The 20,316-nt window shown below is 68.5% G+C and carries 22 protein-coding genes and 1 tRNA gene; 14 read left to right on the forward strand and 9 right to left on the reverse strand.

Annotated features, from left to right (window positions below):
- Positions 1-45: 45 nt before the first annotated feature.
- Together IE113_RS04810 and IE113_RS04815 are read right to left on the reverse strand one after the other, a co-directional pair.
- On the reverse strand, positions 46-666 hold the full coding sequence (locus IE113_RS04810) for a response regulator (protein ID WP_229822145.1): 621 nt from the start codon (positions 664-666) through the stop codon (positions 46-48).
- Positions 666-2,294 (reverse strand): sensor histidine kinase, encoded by a 1,629-nt coding sequence (locus IE113_RS04815; RefSeq protein WP_189539285.1) that lies wholly within the window; start codon positions 2,292-2,294, stop codon positions 666-668. Before IE113_RS04815 ends, IE113_RS04810 begins: the two co-directional genes overlap by 1 nt.
- Before the next feature lie 109 nt (positions 2,295-2,403).
- On the opposite strand from IE113_RS04815, the gene IE113_RS04820 reads away from it, so the two are divergent.
- Complete coding sequence (locus IE113_RS04820; protein ID WP_189539651.1) at positions 2,404-3,567, forward strand: glycosyltransferase family 4 protein; 1,164 nt, start codon at positions 2,404-2,406, stop codon at positions 3,565-3,567.
- Here IE113_RS04820 and IE113_RS04825 read toward each other — a convergent pair whose 3' ends face one another.
- The 3 genes from IE113_RS04825 to IE113_RS04835 all read right to left on the reverse strand — a co-directional run bounded on the left by IE113_RS04825 (position 3,568) and on the right by IE113_RS04835 (position 4,973).
- Positions 3,568-3,987: a hypothetical protein gene (locus tag IE113_RS04825; RefSeq protein ID WP_189539286.1), complete on the reverse strand. Its 420-nt coding sequence runs from the start codon at positions 3,985-3,987 to the stop codon at positions 3,568-3,570.
- Positions 3,988-4,053: 66 nt separating this feature from the next.
- Positions 4,054-4,374, reverse strand: coding sequence for a DUF2218 domain-containing protein (locus tag IE113_RS04830; RefSeq protein WP_189539287.1), 321 nt, complete (start codon positions 4,372-4,374; stop codon positions 4,054-4,056).
- Complete coding sequence (locus IE113_RS04835) at positions 4,371-4,973, reverse strand: PadR family transcriptional regulator (protein ID WP_229822147.1); 603 nt, start codon at positions 4,971-4,973, stop codon at positions 4,371-4,373. The genes IE113_RS04830 and IE113_RS04835 overlap by 4 nt, the downstream gene beginning before the upstream one ends.
- A gap of 131 nt (positions 4,974-5,104) precedes the next feature.
- Here IE113_RS04835 and IE113_RS04840 point away from each other — a divergent pair, with 131 nt between their 5' ends.
- The 5 genes from IE113_RS04840 (at position 5,105) to IE113_RS04860 (ending at position 9,601) form a co-directional block, all read left to right on the forward strand.
- Complete coding sequence (locus IE113_RS04840) at positions 5,105-6,427, forward strand: replication-associated recombination protein A (RefSeq protein ID WP_189539289.1); 1,323 nt, start codon at positions 5,105-5,107, stop codon at positions 6,425-6,427.
- Positions 6,424-7,311 carry a hypothetical protein gene (locus tag IE113_RS04845; protein WP_189539290.1) on the forward strand — a complete coding sequence of 296 codons (888 nt, stop codon included), beginning with the start codon at positions 6,424-6,426 and terminating at the stop codon, positions 7,309-7,311. Before IE113_RS04840 ends, IE113_RS04845 begins: the two co-directional genes overlap by 4 nt.
- A 45-nt stretch (positions 7,312-7,356) precedes the next feature.
- Positions 7,357-7,432: transfer RNA gene (locus IE113_RS04850), tRNA-Thr, on the forward strand.
- A 28-nt stretch (positions 7,433-7,460) separates the two neighbouring features.
- Entirely contained in the window at positions 7,461-8,450 is a 990-nt protein-coding gene (locus tag IE113_RS04855) for an acyl-CoA dehydrogenase family protein (protein ID WP_189539291.1), read from the forward strand.
- The gene (locus IE113_RS04860; RefSeq protein WP_189539292.1) at positions 8,447-9,601 is read left to right on the forward strand and encodes an acyl-CoA dehydrogenase family protein; all 1,155 of its coding nucleotides are present in this window, start codon (positions 8,447-8,449) and stop codon (positions 9,599-9,601) included. The genes IE113_RS04855 and IE113_RS04860 overlap by 4 nt, the downstream gene beginning before the upstream one ends.
- A 63-nt stretch (positions 9,602-9,664) precedes the next feature.
- On the opposite strand, the gene queF is transcribed toward IE113_RS04860, so the two are convergent.
- Positions 9,665-10,123, reverse strand: a complete 459-nt coding sequence (gene queF / locus IE113_RS04865; RefSeq protein WP_189539293.1) for a preQ(1) synthase — start codon at positions 10,121-10,123, stop codon at positions 9,665-9,667.
- A 117-nt stretch (positions 10,124-10,240) separates the two neighbouring features.
- Here queF and IE113_RS04870 point away from each other — a divergent pair, with 117 nt between their 5' ends.
- From IE113_RS04870 to IE113_RS04905, 8 genes are all read left to right on the forward strand, one after another.
- Positions 10,241-11,395: a hypothetical protein gene (locus IE113_RS04870; protein WP_189539294.1), complete on the forward strand. Its 1,155-nt coding sequence runs from the start codon at positions 10,241-10,243 to the stop codon at positions 11,393-11,395.
- Positions 11,396-11,551: 156 nt separating this feature from the next.
- On the forward strand, positions 11,552-12,391 hold the full coding sequence (gene sseA, locus IE113_RS04875; RefSeq protein WP_189539295.1) for a 3-mercaptopyruvate sulfurtransferase: 840 nt from the start codon (positions 11,552-11,554) through the stop codon (positions 12,389-12,391).
- 3 nt (positions 12,392-12,394) lie between these two features.
- Positions 12,395-13,642 (forward strand): cystathionine beta-lyase, encoded by a 1,248-nt coding sequence (metC, locus tag IE113_RS04880; RefSeq protein ID WP_189539296.1) that lies wholly within the window; start codon positions 12,395-12,397, stop codon positions 13,640-13,642.
- 69 nt (positions 13,643-13,711) lie between these two features.
- Entirely contained in the window at positions 13,712-14,488 is a 777-nt protein-coding gene (gene cobA, locus IE113_RS04885) for a uroporphyrinogen-III C-methyltransferase (RefSeq protein WP_189539297.1), read from the forward strand.
- On the forward strand, positions 14,485-14,781 hold the full coding sequence (locus IE113_RS04890; protein WP_189539298.1) for a DUF2849 domain-containing protein: 297 nt from the start codon (positions 14,485-14,487) through the stop codon (positions 14,779-14,781). Before cobA ends, IE113_RS04890 begins: the two co-directional genes overlap by 4 nt.
- The gene (locus tag IE113_RS04895; RefSeq protein ID WP_189539299.1) at positions 14,781-16,409 is read left to right on the forward strand and encodes a nitrite/sulfite reductase; all 1,629 of its coding nucleotides are present in this window, start codon (positions 14,781-14,783) and stop codon (positions 16,407-16,409) included. Before IE113_RS04890 ends, IE113_RS04895 begins: the two co-directional genes overlap by 1 nt.
- Complete coding sequence (locus tag IE113_RS04900; protein WP_189539300.1) at positions 16,402-16,830, forward strand: DUF934 domain-containing protein; 429 nt, start codon at positions 16,402-16,404, stop codon at positions 16,828-16,830. The genes IE113_RS04895 and IE113_RS04900 overlap by 8 nt, the downstream gene beginning before the upstream one ends.
- The gene (locus IE113_RS04905; protein ID WP_189539301.1) at positions 16,823-17,608 is read left to right on the forward strand and encodes a phosphoadenylyl-sulfate reductase; all 786 of its coding nucleotides are present in this window, start codon (positions 16,823-16,825) and stop codon (positions 17,606-17,608) included. Before IE113_RS04900 ends, IE113_RS04905 begins: the two co-directional genes overlap by 8 nt.
- Positions 17,609-17,624: 16 nt before the next feature.
- Here the strand turns inward: IE113_RS04905 and IE113_RS04910 are convergent, their stop codons facing one another.
- From IE113_RS04910 to proB, 3 genes are read right to left on the reverse strand one after another with little or no spacing between them, the layout of a single operon-like run.
- Positions 17,625-18,167, reverse strand: a complete 543-nt coding sequence (locus IE113_RS04910) for a cytochrome b (RefSeq protein ID WP_189539302.1) — start codon at positions 18,165-18,167, stop codon at positions 17,625-17,627.
- A 37-nt stretch (positions 18,168-18,204) separates the two neighbouring features.
- Positions 18,205-19,113 (reverse strand): NAD-dependent epimerase/dehydratase family protein, encoded by a 909-nt coding sequence (locus tag IE113_RS04915; protein WP_189539303.1) that lies wholly within the window; start codon positions 19,111-19,113, stop codon positions 18,205-18,207.
- The gene (proB, locus tag IE113_RS04920) at positions 19,113-20,243 is read right to left on the reverse strand and encodes a glutamate 5-kinase (protein WP_189539304.1); all 1,131 of its coding nucleotides are present in this window, start codon (positions 20,241-20,243) and stop codon (positions 19,113-19,115) included. Before proB ends, IE113_RS04915 begins: the two co-directional genes overlap by 1 nt.
- Positions 20,244-20,316 lie beyond the last annotated feature (73 nt).

The following is a 20,316-nucleotide window of genomic DNA, read 5'->3' on the forward strand; positions in this document are numbered from 1 at the left end:
GCGGCCGGGGCCAAGCTGGCCGCAGCGGCAACCGTGCCGTGAATTTCAGGTTTGGCTGTCGCGCACCAGCAACGCCAGTTCGGTGCGGTTCGCCACTCCCAGCTTGTCGTAAAGCCGGTGCAGCGCGACCTTGATCGCCCCTTCTGTCATGCCCATCTGCGCGGCGATATCGCGGTTGCGCAGCCCCGATCCGGCAGCCTTGGCCAGCACCAGTTCGCGCGGTGACAGGCCGGCCAGCCCGTTGACCGTGTCCCCGCGACGGGCCAGTTCGTCCGCCCGTGCCAGCAGATCGGGGGCAATGGCCTGCCCGCCCTGCGCGACGATTCCGATCGCCTCGACCAGCGTGCGGCTGCCGCCCTGCTTGCCCAGGATGCCGTTTACCCCGGCGCGCAGCGCGTGCAGCAACTGCACGTCGCCCAGTTGCGCGGTCAGCAGGATCACCGGCCGCGCATCCCCGCTGTCGCGCAGCGTTTCCAGCACGGCGATCCCGTCCTGACCCGGCATGGTGATATCCAGCACCACCACATCCGGATCATGCTCCGCAATGCCTGCCAGCGCTCCGGCGCCATCGGCCACCGCCGCAACCACTTCCATCCCCGCGGCTTCCAGCACGGCCTGCACCCCGGCCAGCAGGAACGGATGATCGTCCGCGATCAGTACCCGCATCATGCTGCCGACCACCGGTCCGGCACGGCCAGATGCAGCACCGACCGCCCGGGTTGGGATTCCACGGTCATCCGCCCGCCCATGTCCGCCACGCGCGCCGCGATCGAGCGGGGCTGAAGCGGACGCGGCCGGGCCGGAAAGCCGGTCCCGTCATCAATGATATCCAGCACGATCTGCCCTTCCCCCTTGCGCAAGTGCACGTCGACCCGTGCGGCGTTGCCGTGGCGGACCGCATTGGCCACCGCTTCGCGCAGGATCTGTTCGAATTCATGAAGCGCCAGCAGCGGCACGGTGGGCAGGCCCGGATCGGCCGTCAGCGCGCAGGCAATCCCCCAGCGCGCGCCCGTATCGTTCAGCGTCGTGTCCAGTTCGCTGACCAGATCGCACGGCCGGTCGGGCTGATCGCGGTCGCGCAATTGCAGGATAAGGCGCTGGACTGTGCGTTCCTCGCGCTCCAGTGAGCGTTGCAGCGCATCGAGATCGGCATCGATGGCGCGCCCGTTTGCCAGCGCCAGACGCAGCGCCTCGATCCGGAAACTCGCCCCGGCCAGCGACTGCGCCACGCTGTCGTGCAGGTCGCGTGCCAGCGTATCGCGGATCCGGGTCCGGTCCGCCTCGCGCGTGATCACCATCACCGCCCGTCGATCCAGCGCATGGCCGATCTCGACCCCGGCGGCACGGGCCAGGCGCAAGTGATCCGCGGCGACATCCTCCACCCCCGTCAGCAGCAGTGTGCAGGTGCCGCCTTGCGCACGGACCGTCAGCAGCAATCCGCTCGGCGCGCTGCAGCGGGTCAGCAGCGGATGGACCAGCGCGCCCTTGCGCGCGACGACCGCTCCGCTGTCCAGCAGCACCAGCTGGCGCTGCCGGCGGCGATCGAACAGCACGGTCCCGGCCAGTTCCTGCGCGGCCGGCGGGAACTGGTCCGGCCCCAGCCGCTCGTGGCTATCCCCCAGCGTTCCGGCCGTGTGCAGGAAAACCCACGGTTCGTCATCGGGTTGCCACGCGGCGGCGGCACCCGCCGCCTCGGCCTGCTCGCTTACGAAATCCAGCATTGCCGACAGGGCTTCGGGCCATTCGCCCTCGTCCGGCAGGTCAAGGCGCGGCGGCCTGATCTTGCCGATCCGCTGCCCCATCCACGCCACCAGACCGGCCAGCGCGATCATGGCCATCAGGTGGGGCCCCAACCACTGGCTCAGCCCCGGCGCAAGCGGCACCGCCGCGACGGCCAGGGCATGACCGGCGACCACCACCAGTGCCGCAATCGGCGCGCCGTTGCGCGGCCAGCCGATCGCCGCCCCCAGCAGGATGAAGGCATAGAGCGCCATCAGCACTCCCGCCATCGCGGGCGGCGGCGGCGCGGGCAGCGCCAGCGCCGCGAACAGCACTGCCGCATCGATCGCGAGGGCCACCAGCCGCAAGCGGTGGGTCTGCCACCAGCTGAGCAGCGTTACCCCAAGCAGGGCGAAAGCGGCCACGATGTATCCCGCCGCCACCAGCCGCGCGGCCGCATCCCCAGTGGAACGTTCACTCTCCAACGTCCAGGTGGTCGCCAGCAATGCCAGCGCCAATCCGCTTCGGACGATCGCGACGACCCTGCCGGTCCGGAAATTCAATGCCTTACGCATCGGACCCTGTGCTTTCGCTGCCTTTTTGCACAGGTGCCCGCGTTCCGGTCGCCAGTCAATCCGCGACGCCGACTCGCGCTTTTAAGGGCAATCCGCTATGGGCCGCCCGATGGAAATGACGGACCTTCGCATTGCGCTCGTTTCGGGCAATTACAACTATGTCCGCGATGGCGCGAACCAGGCGCTCAATCGGCTGGTCGGTTATCTGCTGCGTCAGGGCGCGGCCGTGCGCGTCTATTCGCCCACGGTGGACGAACCCGCGTTCCCGCCGACCGGCGATCTGGTCAGTGTTCCCAGCTTTGCCATTCCGGGACGCCCGGAATACCGCTTTCCCATCGCGCTCAGCCCCAGGGTGCGGCGCGATCTGGCGGCCTTCGCGCCCAACGTGGTCCACGTCGCCTCGCCCGATACCGTCTCGCACCGCGCGGTCAGCTGGGCGCGGGCCCGTCAGGTGCCGGTGCTGGCGTCGGTCCACACCCGGTTCGAAACCTATTTCCGCTATTACAACATGGCCTGGTTCGAGCCGGTGATGGAGGCGATCCTGCGCCGGTTCTATCGCCGCTGCGACGCGCTGGTCGCGCCGTCGGAATCAATGGCGCAAGTGCTGCGCGACCAGCGCATGAACTATGACGTCGGCATCTGGTCGCGCGGGGTGGACCGCGAGATCTTCAATCCCGGTCGCCGCGATCCGGAATGGCGGCGCGGCCTGGGGATTGCCGACGATGATGTGGTGATCGGATTTCTGGGCCGGCTGGTGATGGAAAAGGGGCTCGACGTGTTTTCCGACACGATCGACGAGCTCAACCGCCGGGGCGTGCCGCACAAGGTGCTGGTCGTGGGCGAAGGCCCCGCGCGCGATTGGTTCGAGGCGCGGCTGCCCGGCGCGGTGTTTGCCGGTTTTCAGGGCGGCGCAGACCTGGGCCGCGCGGTGGCCAGCATGGATGTGCTGTTCAATCCGTCGATCACCGAAACTTTCGGCAACGTCACGCTGGAAGCGATGGCCTGTGCCCGCCCGGTGGTCGCCGCTGCGGCGACTGGCAGCGAAAGCCTGGTCGATGATGGCGCATCCGGCCGCCTGATCCGCCCCGGCGCGATCCACCAGTTCGCCGAGGCGCTGCGTGCCTATGTCGAACATGGCGACTTGCGCACCCGTCATGGCGCGGCAGGAGAGGCGCGCGCGATGGAATTCAGCTGGGACCGGATCAACCAGGCCGTGGCTGACACCTATCTGCGGCTGATCCGCCAGCGCGCCGGGGCGCGCCGGCAGGGCTGATCAGCGCAAGTTCCCTGCCGTCACGGCGGAGCGCGCATACCACAGCAGGAAGGCGATCACCGCCAGGATCAGCACGGGCTGGGCCGGTTCCAGCACACCCGCCAGCCCCTGCGCCGTAAAACTGCCCGCCGCGCCCAGCAGCGACACGCCGAACGCCGCGACCGCATGGCGGACCCGCAGCAGCAGCAGCACCGACCCCGCCAGCGAGCCCCAGATTCCCAGCGCCCAGGCGATGTGCGCCCACAGCGGCATATTGGCGATATAGTCCTGCATCGCTGGCGGCGCACTGGCCAGCAGCGCCGCGTCGTCCAGGTTGGTCAACGTGTAGAGATACGCACCAAAGCCATTCCAGAGCAGGCTCAGCCCGGCAACGACCCAAAAGCTCAGCGGCGGACGCACCGCCCCAAACGTTCCTGCCATGCACCCATCCCCCTTGTTCTCATCGAGGTTCGGGGGACGGTAACATGCATGGGCCAGTTAACCAAATCAGGCGTTGTGCCATTCCAGCGTGAGCGGCGCCTCGCGGAAGGCAAACCGTTCCAGATGGCGTACCACCGCGCCCTGCAATCCGGTCAGCTGCCCTTCCTCGCTGGCGTCGATCCGGCAGTCCAGCCCGCTCGCGTCGGCGGTAAACGTAACCAGCGCATCGCCCTGCCAGCTCGCCCCGCGCGCATCGCGCGGGAACGTCACCGTTCCGCGTTCCGGCGTGAATTCCACGGCCAGGTTGTGCGCCCAGTGCTTGCAGAGCTGTTGCAGGTAGCGGCTGCCATGCGGCGTTTCCAGCCGCGCCGTGGCCGACGCGCTCACAGCCGTTCGATCCGGCGGGCGGCTTCGTCAAGGATGTCGGCCACGGCGTGCATCGTCTCCTTGTCGAAATCGGCTTCGCGGGCGCGGTGGCGCAGCGCGGTCATCAGGTTGCCCATCGCGCGGGCGACCGGCGGCGCGCGGTGGCGGCTGTCCGCCTCCCCCAGCGCCTTCAGCCGCTCGACCAGCGCGGCCACTTCCTCGGCCCGCTCGGTCAGTTCGGCACGGGCCGCGTCGGTCAGCGCGAACGCCTTGCGCGCGCCGTCCCCGGCCTGCTCGGTCACCGCGCCTTCGTCGGTCAGCAGGTTCAGCGTGGGATAGACCACGCCCGGACTGGGGGCATAGGCCCCGCCGGTCAGTTCCGCGATCGCCTTGATCAGATCATAGCCGTGGCGCGGGGTTTCCCCCAGCAGGTGCAGCAGCACCAGCCGCAGTTCGCCGGATGCGAACACCCGGCCCCGCCCGCCGCCCCAGCCGCCGCCACGACCCCGGCCACCGCCGCGCGGCCCGCCGTGTTCGCCGTCCCAGCCTTCACCGAAACCGCCGCCGAAGCCCCGGCCAAAGCCGCGCCCGCCCATCATGGCCAGCACTGGCCCACGCATTCGGCCCCGTGGGCCACATCCATGCATTCGCATATGTCTTGATTCCTTCATGATGGCTCTAAGATATATCTTTATGCGATCTTTGCAAGCCCCCGTGCAAAATTTCCCGCCAGCCCCTAAACAGGCGGGCGATGACCGACCTGTTTCCCACCGCCGTTCCGCCCGCCCCTGGCCCGGAACCGCTGCGCGCGGATGCGCCGCTGGCGGACCGGCTGCGCCCGCTTACGCTGGCGGACGTAATCGGGCAGGAGCATCTGACCGGGCCGGAAGGCGCGATCGGGCGGATGGTGGCGGCGGGGAAGCTGTCCAGCATGATCCTGTGGGGCCCGCCCGGCACCGGCAAGACCAGCACCGCCCGGCTGCTGGCCGACGCGGTGGGGATGCGCTTCATTTCGGTCAGCGCGGTGTTTTCCGGCGTCGCGGACCTGAAGAAAGCCTTTGCCGAGGCCGAAACGGCGGCCAAGGCAGGCCAGCGCACGCTGCTGTTCGTGGACGAGATCCACCGCTTCAACCGTGCCCAGCAGGACGGCTTCCTGCCCTTCGTCGAACGCGGCACCGTGACGCTGGTGGGCGCGACGACCGAGAACCCCAGCTTCGCGCTCAACGCCGCGCTGCTCTCCCGCGCGGCGGTGCTGATCCTGCACCGGCTGGACGCCGCCGCGCTCGATACCCTGCTGACGCGCGCCGAGGCGCTGGCTGGTCCCCTGCCCCTGACGGCGGACGCGCGCGCGGCGCTGGTTGCCTCTGCCGATGGCGACGGGCGGTTCCTGCTCAATCAGGCCGAAACTCTTTATAACGCGCGGATTGCCCAGCCGCTCGATCCCGCTGGCCTAGGCAAGTTCCTGCAACGCCGGGTCGCGGTGTACGACAAAGACCGCGACGGGCACTACAACCTGATTTCCGCGCTGCACAAGGCGCTGCGCGGGTCGGACCCGCAAGCCGCGCTCTATTACATGGCGCGGATGCTGACGGCGGGCGAGGAACCGCTTTACGTCCTGCGCCGCCTCGTGCGGTTCGCCAGCGAGGACATCGGCCTTGCCGATCCACAAGCGTTGACCCAGTGCCTCGCCGCCAAGGACGCCTATCAGTTCCTCGGCAGCCCGGAAGGCGAACTCGCCATCGTCCAGGCCTGCCTCTACCTCGCCACCGCGCCCAAATCGAACGCGGCCTATGTCGCCTACAAGGAGGCATGGAAGAGCGCCAGGGACACCGGCAGCCTCGCCCCGCCCGCCAACATCCTGAACGCACCGACCAAGCTGATGAAGGACATCGGCTATGGCGCGGGCTATTCCTATGACCATGATGCCGAAGACGGCTTTTCCGGCGACAATTACTGGCCGGAGGAGATGGCGCCGCAGACCTATTACCGCCCGGTCGAGCGCGGGTTCGAACGCGAAGTGCTGAAACGGCTGGAATGGTGGGACAAGAAACGGCGCGAGAAACGCGGCGGATGAGAGCGGACCGGTTCCGCCACTTCGCCGCCATCGACTGGTCCGGGGCGGCGGGGGAGCGCCACCGCGGCATCGCCGTCGCGCTCTGCACCAGCGGCAGCGCCGCGCCGGAACTGGTCCGCCCCGGCCACCGCTGGTCGCGCGGCGAAGTGCTGGACTGGTTGTTGGAGGACTTGCCCGCCGACACGCTGGCCGGCTTCGACATGGGCATCAGCCTCGCCTTTGCCGACGCGGGAGGCTTTCTGCCCGGCTGGAGCGAATCTCCATCCGACGCCAAGGCACTGTGGGCGCAGATCGACCGCCTCTGCGCCGACGATCCCCACTTGTCCGCCACCAGCTTCGTCGACCATCCCGAAGTATCGCGTCACTTTCGCCGCCACGGCGGGCGGCAGGGCGACCTCTTCCCCGCCAAAGGAGAACGGGGCGGCCAAGGCCGATTCCGCGTGACCGAACGCGCGCAGGCGGCGATGGGGTGCAAGCCCTACAGCAACTTCAACCTCGTCGGCGCGGCGCAAGTGGGCAAGTCCAGCCTGACCGGGATGCGGCTGCTGCACCGGCTGGACGGGCGCCTGCCGGTCTGGCCGATTGACCCGCTGCCACCGGCCGGCTCGGTCGTCACCGAAATCTACACCACGCTGGCGGCGATGGCAGCGGGGCGCAGCGCGGGCCGCTCCAAGATGCGCGACTATGCCGACCTCAACGCCGCGCTTGGCGCACTGGGCAGCGCCGGCCTGCCCGGCAGCGGACCGATTGCCGACCATGCCAGCGATGCGCTGCTCACCGCCGCGTGGCTGCGCACTGCCGCGCACGATCCGGCGCTGTGGGCTCCGCCCGCCCTGACCGATGAAATCGCCCGCACAGAGGGGTGGACCTTTGGCGCAAGGTAACGCTAAGGACGCTGCAACAAACCACTCTGGCCCAAGGTCCAGATAGCCGGCTTAGCTCAGTTGGTAGAGCACCTGATTTGTAATCAGGGGGCCACGGGTTCGAATCCTGTAGCCGGCACCACAACATGGTAAGGGAGCGGCGGGCCACGATGCTTGCAGACATGATCCAGCGCCTGTTCGAGCGGTCGGTTGACGACGCCGCGCAGGCCCGCGCACGCGATGGCCAGTGGCTGGCCGATGTCTGGGCCGAAGTCGAGGAAATGGGCCTCCCCCTCGCCCTGCTGACCGAGGAACAGGGCGGGTTCGGCCTGAGCCTGGCAGAGACGGGCGAAGCGCTGCGCCTGCTGGGCCTGCATGCCGTGCCGCTGCCGGTCGCCGAAACGATGGCCGCGAACCGCCTGCTCGCCGCTGCTGGCCTGCCATTGGCGGAAGGCCCCGCCACGCTGGCCCGCGCCGATGATCTGGCGGTGGCAGGCGGACGCCTGACCGGCACGGTGGAGCGCGTTGCCTGGGCCGAACAGCTCGATTGCCTGGCCGTGGCCGTGGGCGATACGCTCTACCGCGTGCCGCGTTCGGCTTGGACGATTGCCGAAGCTGGCCTGTCGCTCAACTTCCACCCGCGCCCGACGATCCGGATCGACTGGACGGTCGATGCCTCCGCGCCGCTGCCCTATTGCCCGCTGGCCGGGGGCGCGACCGTGCGCGCCTATCAGATTGCCGGCGCGCTCGAAGCCGCGCTGGACCTGACGCTGTCGCACACCGCCACCCGCGTGCAGTTCGGCAAGCCGCTCCAGAAAAATCAGGTGGTGCAGCACGAGCTGGCCAAGCTGGCCGGTGAACTGGCCTGCGCAACCGCCGCCGCCGATCTGGCGGGCGAAGCGCTGGACCGGGGCGATGTGCTGGGCGTGGCCGCCGGATCGCTCCGCGCGCGCGAGGCAGCCACGGCGGGGGCCAGCATCGCCACGCAGATGCACGGCGCGATCGGGTTCACCCGCGAACACCGCCTGCACCTTTACACGACCGCCCTGTGGGCCTGGCGCGATGAATTCGGCGGGCAGGTGATGTGGGCGAAACTGCTGGGGCAGGCCGCGCTCGACGCGGGCGGGCCCGGATTCTGGCCGATGGTGACTGAACTATGAGCGCGATCCCCTTTCCCGCCCCGCCGGCTGACAGCGATGCCGTCGTCGCCCTGCGCGCTGAATTCCGCGCCTTTCTGGCCGAGCAGCTGAAGGACCGCAGCCCGCGCCAGCGCAGTGACAACTGGTATGGCTATGACCGCGCGTTCAGCCGCGCGATGGGTCAGGCCGGATACCTCGGCATGACCTGGCCCAAGCAGTATGGCGGGCATGAACGCACCGCGTTCGAACGCGCCGTGGTGGTCGAGGAATGCCTGGCCGCGGGGGCGCCCGTCGGCGCGCACTGGATTGCCGACCGGCAGAGCGGCCCGTCGATCATCAAGTTCGGCACCGAAGAACAGAAGCAGCTGATCCTGCCGCGCATCGCCAAGGGCGAACTGTCGTTCGGGATCGGGATGAGCGAGCCGGATTCCGGTTCCGATCTGGCCGCCACCCGCACCAAAGCCGTGCGCGATGGCGACGTCTACCGCGTCACCGGCACCAAGGTCTGGACCAGCTTCGCGCACGAGGCGGACTATGTGATCCTGTTCTGCCGCACCAGCGGCACGCCCGCCGACCGGCACAAGGGCACCAGCCAGCTGCTGGTCGACCTGAAAAACACCCCCGGCCTCACCATCCGCCCGATCATCGATCTGGCCGGACAGCACCACTTCAACGAAATGCATTTCGAGGACGCGGTGGTCCCCGCATCCATGCTGCTGGGCGAAGAAGGCCAGGGCTGGGATCAGGTGATGAGCGAACTGGCGTTCGAACGCTCCGGCCCGGAACGGTTCCTGTCATCCATCGAACTGCTGGTGCAACTGATCGAAGTGCTGAAAACCCGCCAGAGCGACGCCGCGCAGATCACCGTGGGCCGCGTCACCGCGCGCCTCGCCGTGCTGCGCCGCCTGTCGCGCTCGGTCGCGGGGATGCTGCAGAACCACCAGGACGCGGGGCTGCAGGCCTCGATCGTCAAGGATATCGGCGCGCTGTTCGAACAGGGCCTGCCGGATATCGCCCGCGAGTTGATCGACTGCGAACCCGATCCGCGCGCGGCATCGGCATATGCATCGGTGCTGGCCAACATCGTCCACAACGCGCCAAGCTGGTCGCTGCGCGGCGGCACGCGCGAAATCCTGCGCGGGATCATCGCGCGCGGGCTGGGGACGCGGTAGGAATCATCCTCTACTGTCACCCTGGACATGGTCCGGGGTGACGGCTGTTGGAAAGGTCGGGTTTTACCCCCGCCCGCGATAGCCCTGCACGCCCTGATCGGGCACCCACAGGCCCTCCGGCACCGGGCCGCTCTGCCAGAACACGTCGATGGGAATGCCGCCGCGCGGATACCAGTAGCCGCCGATGCGCAGCCAGCGGGGCTGCATTTCGGTGAACAGGCGCTGGCCGATGCCCACCGTCACGTCCTCGTGAAAGCCCGCGTGGTTGCGGAAACTGCCCAGGAACAGCTTCAGGCTTTTCGATTCGACGATGGTTTCGCCGGGGGCATAATCGATCACGAGGTGCGCGAAATCGGGCTGGCCGGTAACCGGGCACAGGCTGGTGAATTCCGGCGCGGCAAAGCGCACCATGAACAGCGATCCGGCGCGGGGGTTGGGCACATAGTCCAGCACCGCCGCTTCGGGAGAGGTCGGCAGCGCGCTGTTCTGGCCCAGGAACTTGGGGCGATGTGTGTCTGTCATGCCACGCGCCATGCCCCGATCGCGCGGCAGACACAAGTGAGCGGTTGGCCCGTATGGGTTCACTCCCTATTCAGGCCGCAAAGCGCGATGCGCAGGTGTGACATTCAGGACGGAATAATGCGTATTTTCGGGGGAATCATCGGCGGCGTGGCGCTCGCAGGGCTGCCGCTCGCAGCGGCGGCACAATCGGTCGAGGAATACCGCCTGCCTGCCCCCACGGCCACGCCGACCACGCGCGCGCCCGGCCCGGTCGATCCCGACAATCCGGTGGTGATGACCCCGCGCCCGGCCGCAGCCGCGACGGCCAACCCCGCGCCCGCCGCTACACCGACCCCCACGCCGAGCACCCGCGCCACCCCTGCGGCGACTGCCCCGGCGCGGACCGCCTCGCCCGCCCCGCGCCCGGCCCCCGGCCCGGCCACGCCAGCGCAGGCCACCCCAACGCCGACCGGCACGCCGCTGACGCTGCCGACCAGCGATGCCCCAGCCGGTGCAGCGCTGCCTGCCTTGCCGGCCGAGTTGACCCCCGCGCCGTCCACCGCGCCTACGGCTGCGGCGCCGATGCCAGGTGCGCCGGTGGACTGGCTCCCCTGGGCCGCAGCCCTGGCCGCCGTGCTCGCCGCGCTGGGCGGCCTGCTGTTCTGGTGGCGCCGCCGGGCCAAGGACAGCGCCGCAGCGGTCGATTTCGAACCGCCGGTGGTGGATCGCCCTCTCGCTTCGCCCGCTGCGCCCGCTGCCGAGCCGGACGCAGCCCCCTTGCCCGAACCCGCGTTCGCCGCGCCTCCACCCATGCTGGAGATCGCGCTGGAGGCCAAGCGGCTCAATGCCTCGCTGATGGCCACCACCCTGACGTACGCGGTGCGCATCACCAACAACGCCGCCATTCCGCTCTCCGCGCTGGCGATCGAGGGCGACATGATTTCGGCCCACGCCTCGCTGCCGCCGGAACAACAGATCGCCAACGCGGCGCAGCGGCTGGAGCTGCGCCATGCCCACGTCGCGCTCGCCCCCGGTGAAAGCGCGGAGTTTACCGGCGACATCCGCCTGCCGCTGGCCGCGATCACCCCGATTCGCGCCGGGGATGCGGCCTATTTCGTGCCGCTCGCCCGGTTCCGGGTCGAAGCGGCGGCAACCGGCGACATTCCGCTGACCGCCGCGCAGACTTTCGTGATCGGCGAACTGCCGGAGCAGCCCGGCGCGGCGCTGCGCCCGTTCCGGCTGGACCTTGGACCGCGCACCTATTCCCGGATCGGCCAGCGCGCGGTCAACTGATCGCGCCAATAACTCGCCCCGCCGCACATTGCCCCCTCGACGCCGCGCGCGGGCACGGCTACCTTCTTCGCAGTTGCAGCGTTGAGGAGCGCGGCAACGCCAGAACATGACGGCAAAACGCCGCGATCTGTCGCAGTCGAGGAGGACACGAAGAACATGGATAGCCTGGTTTCGACCGAGTGGCTGGCCAATGAAATGGGCGCCAGCGATCTGCGGATCGTCGATTGTTCAAAGCACCTGCCCGGCGCGAATCGCGATGGGCTGGCCGAGTACGAGGCCGGTCACATCCCCGGGGCGGTCTTCATGGATCTGGGCGATCTGGTGGACACCAACGCCCCGGTGGAAAACACCCTGCCCCCGGCGGAAAAGTTCGCCAGCCGGATGCAATCGCTGGGTCTGGGCGATGGCAGCCGGATCGTGCTTTATGATGACAGCGCGGTGAAAACCTCGGCCCGCGCGTGGTTCATGCTCAAGATGTTCGGCGCGCACGATGTGGCGATCCTCGATGGCGGTCTGGCCAAGTGGAAGGCCGAAGGGCGCCCGCTGGCCACGGGCCGCGAAACGCTGCGCCACCGCCACTTCACCGTCTGGCGCGATGACAAGCAGGTCCGCGCCAAGGCCGATGTGCTGGCCAATCTGGAAACGCGGGCCGAACAGGTGATCGACGCGCGCGGCGCGGCGCGCTGGTCGGGCGCGGAGCCTGATCCCCGCCCCAACATCGCCTGCGGCCATATCCCCGGATCGGCGAATGTCCCCTACACCACGCTCTACAACGCGGATGGCACGTTCAAGCCCAAGGCCGAGTTGAAAGCCGCGTTCGAGGCAGCCGGGGTGGACTTGTCCAAACCCGTCGTCACCAGCTGCGGCAGCGGCGTAACCGCGTGCGTGCTGCTGTTCGCGCTGCACCTGCTGGGCAAGGAAGACACCGCGCTTTACGACGGCAGCTGGACCGAATGGGGGGCCGACCCCGAAACCCCCAAGGCAACGGCAGCCTGATCGGTGGCCGGCGGCGGCGATGACGGTGAAGGTGGCGGCGGGCACCTGAAACCCGCGACCCGGCTGGTCACCAGCGGGCGGCGGGCAGAGTGGACCGGCATTCCCGGCCAGCCCGGATCGGTGGTCAACCCCGCCGTGTGGCGCGCCAGCACCCACCTCTACCCTGATGTCGCTGCGCTCAACGCCGGCAAGCCGAACGCGGACGGCCACTTCTATTACGGGCGGCGCGGCGCGCCGACGCAGTGGGCGCTCGCCGATGCCCTGACCGCGCTGGAACCGGGCGCGGCGGGGACAATGCTCTACCCCTCCGGCGTCGCCGCATTGGCGGGCGCGCTGCTGGCAGTGCTGCGCCCCGGCGACGTCCTGCTGATGACCGACAACGCCTATGAGCCGACCCGCAATATCGGCCGGGCGCTGCTGAAAGATTTCGGGATCGAAACCCGCTGGTTCGATCCACAGGACCCGGATGCCTTCAAGGCCGCGATCTGCGAAAAGACCAAAGCCGTGCTGCTAGAAAGCCCCGGCAGCCTGACGATGGAAGTGCAGGACGTTCCCGCCCTGTCCGCGATTGCCCGCGAACACGGGCTAGCGGTGGTGCTGGACAACACCTGGGCCGGGCCGCTCGGCTTCCCCGCGCTGGAACGCGGCGCGGACATTACCGTGATGAGCCTGACCAAGCACGTTGGCGGCCATAGCGACCTGATGCTGGGCAGCGCGGCGGCGGGCGAGCGCTATTACGCCAAACTGCGCCGCACCGCGCAATTGCTGGGACAGGTCGTCTCGCCCGACGACGCCGCGCTGGCGCTGCGCGGCCTGCGCACGATGGGCCTGCGGCTGGCGCAGGAAACGGCCACTGCGCTGGCGCTGGCGCAGTGGCTTGAGGCACAGCCGGAGGTTGCCCGCGTGCTCTGCCCGATGCTGCCCGGATCGCCGGGCCATAACCTGTGGGCGCGCGACTTTTCGGGCGGCTGCGGGCTGTTCAGCTTTGTGTTCAAGGGCGGCGACGGCGCGGCGCGCGATCGCTTCATCGATGCGCTGGCGCTGTTCGGGATCGGTTACAGCTGGGGCGGGTTCGAAAGCCTGATCACTCCGCTCGACCCCGCCGGCATCCGCACCGCCACCGCCTGGCCGCTGCCCGGCATGGACGCGTCCGACCGGTTCGGCGTGCGCCTGTCGATCGGGCTGGAAGCGGCGGACGACCTGCAAGCGGATCTGGCGCAGGCGCTGGGTGCCTGGCGCAACCCGGCCTGATAGTTCGGCTTAGCCCCCGCATAGGCAAACTGGCTGGCGGGACTCGGTGACTCAATCCATTGCAGGGGGATGAGCAATGCTGCCCCCAATCCCGCCGGCAAAGTCTGGCTGGTCGGCGCCGGTCCCGGCGATCCCGATCTGCTGACCCTGCGCGCGGCGCGCCTGATCATGCAGGCCAGGCTGATCGTCCACGACGGGCTGGTCGATCCCGCCATTCTGGCGCTGGCCCGCCCCACCGCGCGGCTGATCTCGGTCGCCAAGCAGCGTTCGCGCCACACCATGCCGCAGGACGAGATCAACGCCCTGCTGGTGCGCGAGGCGCTGGCCGGAACCGATGTTGTCCGCCTGAAGGGCGGCGATCCGTTCATTTTCGGACGCGGCGGTGAAGAAGCCGAAGCCTGCCACGCAGCGGGCGTGACGGTGGAGATCGTCCCCGGCATCAGCGCGGCCATTGGCGGCGCGGCGGCGGCCTGCCTGCCGCTGACCCATCGTGACAGCGCATCGGTCGTCAGCTTCGTCGCGGGCCAGTGCAAGGGGCTGTCGGACCAGAACTGGGCCGGTCTGGCCGGCGTCGGCCGCACGCTGGTAATCTACATGGGCGTCGCCACGGCAGAGGCGATTGCCGAAAAGCTGATGGCTGATGGCCTGTCGCCCGCCATGCCCGTGGCCGTGATCGAAAACGCCACCCGCCCGCAAATGCGCGTGCTGCGCGCGCCGATCGCGGGCCTGCCGGATCTGGTGGCAACAAGGAATGTGAAAAGCCCGGCGGTAATCGTGATCGGCGAAGTCGCCGCGCAGCCGCAGGTCGATAATTTGCGCGCTCTGGCGCTGGAGGTGCTGTCTTGAAGATCCTGACCGGTAATGACCTGAAAACCGGCGCCGTCACCTGGTGGGACGGCGTGCAATGGTCGCTGCACGTAGAGGACGCGGTTGACGTGGGCGACCACGCCGAAACGATCCTGGCCCGCGAAAGCGCGGCGCGCCGGGTCAACGCGGCCTACGCCATCGACGCGACCCGCGATGAACAGGGCGTGCGCCCTGCGCACATCAAGGAGCGCATCCGCGCGCTCGGCCCCACCGTGCGCCCCGACCTGACACTGAAACCGGCCGATCCCGATGCCGGCAACTGGGTGATCTGATGTATCAGTACGACACTTACGACCAGGCGATGGTCGATGCCCGCGTCGAGGAATTCCGCGATCAGGTGCGCCGCCGGCTGGCGGGCCATATCACCGAGGACCAGTTCAAGCCGCTGCGGCTGATGAACGGCCTGTACCTGCAGCTCCACGCCTACATGCTGCGCGTCGCTGTGCCCTATGGCACGCTGTCGGGCGCGCAGATGCGGATGCTGGGCGACATCGCGGACAAGTATGACCGCGGCTATGGCCACTTCACCACCCGCCAGAACATCCAGTACAACTGGATCAAGCTGGAAGACGCGCCCGACATTCTGGCCGATCTGGCCTCGGTCGAGATGCACGCCATCCAGACCAGCGGCAACTGCATCCGCAACACCACCTCGGACCAGTATGCCGGGGCGGCGGCGGACGAAGTGGTCGATCCGCGCCCTTATGCCGAACTGATCCGCCAGTGGAGCACGTTCCACCCGGAATTCAGCTTCCTGCCGCGCAAGTTCAAGATGGCGGTGATAGCTTCGGATACCGACCGCGCGGCGATGCGCCTGCACGATATCGGCATCCAGATCGTCCGCAATGCCGCCGGGGAAATCGGCGCGGCGTTCTATGTCGGCGGCGGCATGGGCCGCACGCCGATGATCGCGCCGTGCATCAACGCCTTCGTGCCGATCGACCAGATGATCACCTATGCCGAGGCCTGCCTGCGCGTCTACAATCGCCACGGCCGCCGCGACAACAAGTACAAGGCGCGGATCAAGATCCTCGTCCACGAACTCGGCAAGGATGAATACACCCGTCAGGTCGAAGCCGAATTCGCCCATCTGCTGACCCAGAACATCGAACCGCCACTGGCCGAGCTGGAGCGGATCAAGGGCTTCTTCGCCGATCCCGCGTTCGAAGTCGGCGCGCCCGACGTACTGGACCGCAGCGATCCGGACTTCGCCCTGTGGGTGGACAACAACTGCCTGCCCCACAAGCAGCCGGGTTACATCGCCGTCACCATCAGCCTGAAGCCGGTTGGCGGCATTCCGGGGGATGCCACGGGCGAGCAGATCCGCGTGATGGCAGACCTTGCCACCCGCTACAGCTTCGATGAACTGCGCGTCACCCATGCCCAGAACATCGTCCTGCCGCACGTGCGCAAGGCGGACCTGTATGCGCTGTGGCAGGTGCTGGACGCCAACGGGCTGTCGACCCCGAACCTCGACCAGATCGGTGATATCATCGCCTGTCCGGGGCTGGATTATTGCAGCCTCGCCAATGCCCGCTCGATCCCGATCGCGCAGAAGATCTCGCAGCGCTTCCAGGGCCGCGAACAGGAAATCGGTGAGCTGAAGCTGAAGATTTCCGGCTGCATCAACGCCTGCGGCCACCACCATGCCGGGCACATCGGCATCCTGGGGGTCGACCGCAAGGGCACCGAAAACTACCAGCTGCTGCTGGGTGGCTGCGAAGGGGCGGATACCTCGCTCGGCCAGATCACCGGCCCCGGCTTTGACGAAGACGGGATCGTCGACGCGGTGCAACGCGCGACCGATTTCTACCTGTCGAACAAGCAGGACGGGGAACGCTTCCTCGATACCTACCGCCGTCTTGGCATGGCCCCGTTCAAGGAGGCGATTTATGGCTGAAGTCCAGTTCCGCTTTCGTGATGACGAACCGGTGGCCGATCCCGGCGTCACCGTCGATGCCTTTGGCGAGCAGACCAATGCCGCCGCCGTCCGGCTGGAGCCGGGTGACGACGCGCGCGACCTCTTGCCGCACCTCGACCGGATCAGGCTGGTCGAAGTGAACTTCCCCGTATTCGGCGACGGGCGTGGCTATTCGTCGGCCCGGATCCTGCGCGAGGCCGGCTACACCGGCGAACTGCGCGCCGTGGGAGACGTGCTGGTCGACCAGATCGCGTTCATGCGTCGCTGCGGGTTCGATGCCTTCGCGCCCGATGTCGCGCTGGATCCGGCTGACGCCGAGGCCGCCTTTGGCCGCTATGCAGACGTCTATCAGCCCACCACCGATGGCCGCGCGCCGATCTGGGCCAAGCGGCATGGCTGAAGCCGCCCGCCGCATCGACATGCTGGACACCGCGCCGCGCTTTACCGCGGCGCAGGCGGACGCGCTCAACGTGCGCTTCGCCGGGGTGGCCACGCACGAGATGCTGGCGGCGCTGCTGCGCGAAGGGCTGGCCGGGCGGATCGCCGCCGTATCCAGCTTTGGCGCGGAAAGCGCGGTCCTGCTCCACCTGATCGCCAGCGTGGACAGGAACGTGCCGGTGCTGTTCCTCGATACCGGCAAGCACTTTGCCGAAACCCTGGCCTACCGCGATGAACTGGTGGCGCGGATCGGCCTCACCAACCTGATCAACCTGACACCCGATGCCGAAGTGCTGGCCAAGCGCGACGAAACCGGGCTGCGCTGGTCCTATGACCCCGATGGCTGCTGCGAAATCCGCAAGGTGCTGCCACTGGCACAGGCGCTGTCCGGGTTCGATGCCAGCTTTACCGGGCGCAAGGGGTTCCAGAGCAAGACCCGCGCGGGGCTCGCCCGGTTCGAAATCGACACCACGGACGCCGCCGGGCGGTTGAAAGTGAACCCGCTGGCGGACTGGAGCGCCGACCAGATCGAGGCCTATTTCAAGGCCACTGGCCTGCCCGCGCATCCGCTGGTGGAACAGGGTTATCCGTCCATCGGCTGCTCGCCCTGCACCACCAAGGTCGCGCCGGGCGAAGATCCGCGTTCAGGCCGGTGGAAGGGCTGGGACAAGACCGAATGCGGCATCCACGTCGAAGGCGCGGCGAGCGAGTTGCCCCCCGGCTACGACCCGGCGTTCTAACGCGAACGGCCGGAACTTACCGGCCGGGACGCATCCGCAGCAGGACACCGTCCTTCAGCACGTAATGATGGAACAGCGCGGCAAGCGCGTGAAAGCCGATCAGCCAATAGGCAATCGTCCCGCCCAGCTCGTGCAGTTCTTCGATCCGTTCGGCCAGGTCCTTGTCCGGACTGACCAGCGGCGGCAATTCCAGCCCGAAGAACGGCACCGGATCGCCCTCGGCGCTGAGGATCACCCAGCCCGCAATCGGCATCCCGATCATCAGGGCGTAGAGCGCCAGATGAACCGCCTTGGCCAGCACCTTGCGCCACATCGGCTCGGCCATCGGGCGCGGTCCGGCGGTCATGATCCGGGCGGCGATCCGCACGATGACCAGCACCAGCACCGACAGGCCCAGCATGAAGTGCCAGTGCTTCAGCCCTTCCCGAATGTCGCTGCCACGCTCGAAATTCACGCGAAGCTCGATCGTGGCGAAGGCTGCGGCCATCACCAGCAGCATCAGCCAATGAAGCGTGATCGAAATCGCGCTGTAGCGGTCGGTGTTGTCGTTCAGGATCATGGGCAGCAACCTAACGCCAAAAATCGCGCCGACAACATCATATCCACTTGTTGTCGCGGTACCAGCGGGCAGTCGCCTTGAGCCCGTCACGCGTCGGCACTTGCGGGCGCCACAGGGCATGGGGCGGCTGGGCGCCCTCGCTCACCACCCAGTCCGGATGGGTCATGTAGCCGACCCGGTCGAGCGTCAGCTTGGCCCTGGCGCCGCGCACCATCCGGTCCGCACGGGCGGCGCGTTCCAGCGAGCGGCGCGAAAGGTGCACCACCCATGGACGGCGCCCCATCGCCCAGCCGATCGCGCGGGCCATCTCATAGTGGCTCCACCCGCCGGGCTTGCCGTCATCGGGTTCGAACACCCGGTGCGACACGCCCTCGCCTCCCGGCACCAGCGCCAGCAGCAGCCGCGCCAGATCATCGACGTGCAGCAGCGATGAGCGCCCCTCGCGCGGGGGGACCGGCAGCACCCCCCAGCGGGCGAGCTTGAACAGCTCGAACATCTCGGTATCGCGCGGACCATAGATCGCGGGCGGACGCACCACCGTCCAGTCCATGCCGCTGGCCATGACCAGCCGCTCCGCCCGCGCCTTGGACGCGCCATAGGCGGACAGGTCCGGCTCGCGCGCCGAAAGCGAGGACACGCAGACAAAGCGCGATACACCCGCCGCCAGCGCCGCCTCGATCACGTTGAGCGTGCCCGCAACGTTGCCGTGCTCGAACCCGGCGGCGTCTGGCGCGTTGACCACACCCGCCACATGGATCACCGCCTCGGCCCCCGTAACCAACCGGGTCAGCGCGGCGCGCGCATCCAGATCGCCCTTGATCCAGTCGACGCCGGGGCGCGGGTCCTGGGGCCGGCGGGTCAGCGCGCGCACCTCTACCCCGGCGCGCGCCGCGCGGTCGAGCAAGGCCTGTCCGACAAACCCGGTCGCGCCGGTAACCGCAATCATCACAGCAGGACCAACTGGTCCCGGTGGACCACCGCCGAGCGCGGGGCATAGCCCAGCAGGTCCGCCTGCTCGGCCGATTGCGTGCCCATCAGCCGCGCGCATTCCGCCGCGTCATATTCGCTAAGGCCATGCGCCAGCGTCGTCCCGTCCTCGCCCCGGATGGCAATCGCATCGCCGCGCGAGAATTCACCCTCGGTCCGCACGATCCCGGCGGCGAGCAGGCTGCTGCCCTTGCCCAGCGCCCGCGCGGCTCCCGCATCGACCACGACCGCGCCTTTCAGCCGCAACCGTCCGCCCAGCCAGGCCTTGCGCGCACCAGCCTTCCGCCGGGGCAGGAACAACGTCCCGATCCCCTGATCGGTCGCCCGCGCGATCGGCGCGTCGTGCAGCCCGCTGGCAATGGCCAGCGCAATACCCGCCAGTTCGGCAATTTCCGCCGCCTGCAGTTTCGAGGTCATCCCGCCCGACCCCATGCCGGACGAGGAACCCCCGGTGGCCATCGCGTGAATTTCCGCCGTCACCCCGCGCACTTCGGGTAGCAGCCTGGCGCCGGGCTCAGCCGGGTTGCGATCGAACAGCCCGTCAACGTCGGACAGCAGCAGCACGGCGCTGGCCCGCGCGGCCTGCGCCACCCGCGCGGCCAACCGGTCGTTATCGCCAAAGCGGATTTCCTGCGTGGCGACGCTGTCATTCTCGTTGATCACCGGCACCGCGCCTGCATCGAGCAGCCGGGTCAGCGTGGCGGTGGCGTTGAGGTAGCGGCGGCGATCCTCCAGATCGTCCAGCGTCAGCAGCAATTGCGCGGCGGTCAGCCCATGCTGGCCGAGCAGCTCGGCCCACAGCCCCGACAGCGCGATCTGGCCCACGGCGGCAGCGGCCTGCGCATCGGCCAGACTGCCGCGCCCGCCCTTGTCGAGCCCCAGCGTCCGCGCCCCCAGCGCAATCGCACCGGACGACACCACGATGACATCCTGTCCGCGTGCCTTCGCGGCGGCGATTTCGCTAACCAGCCCTTCCAGCCAGGCGCGCCGCACACCGTCCTTCGCGACCAGCAACGACGATCCGACCTTGACCACCAGACGGGGGCAAGTCGCGGCATCGGCAAGGTCGGCAAGGCGGGCGATCTTCATCAGCGCGGGATTAGCGATTGGACGCGCGCCCGCAAGTTTTTTGGCCGCATCTGCCGCTCGGCCCAGCGTGAAA

It is taken from the genome of Novosphingobium arvoryzae, from assembly GCF_014652615.1.
Classification (GTDB): Bacteria; Pseudomonadota; Alphaproteobacteria; order Sphingomonadales; family Sphingomonadaceae; genus Novosphingobium; species Novosphingobium arvoryzae.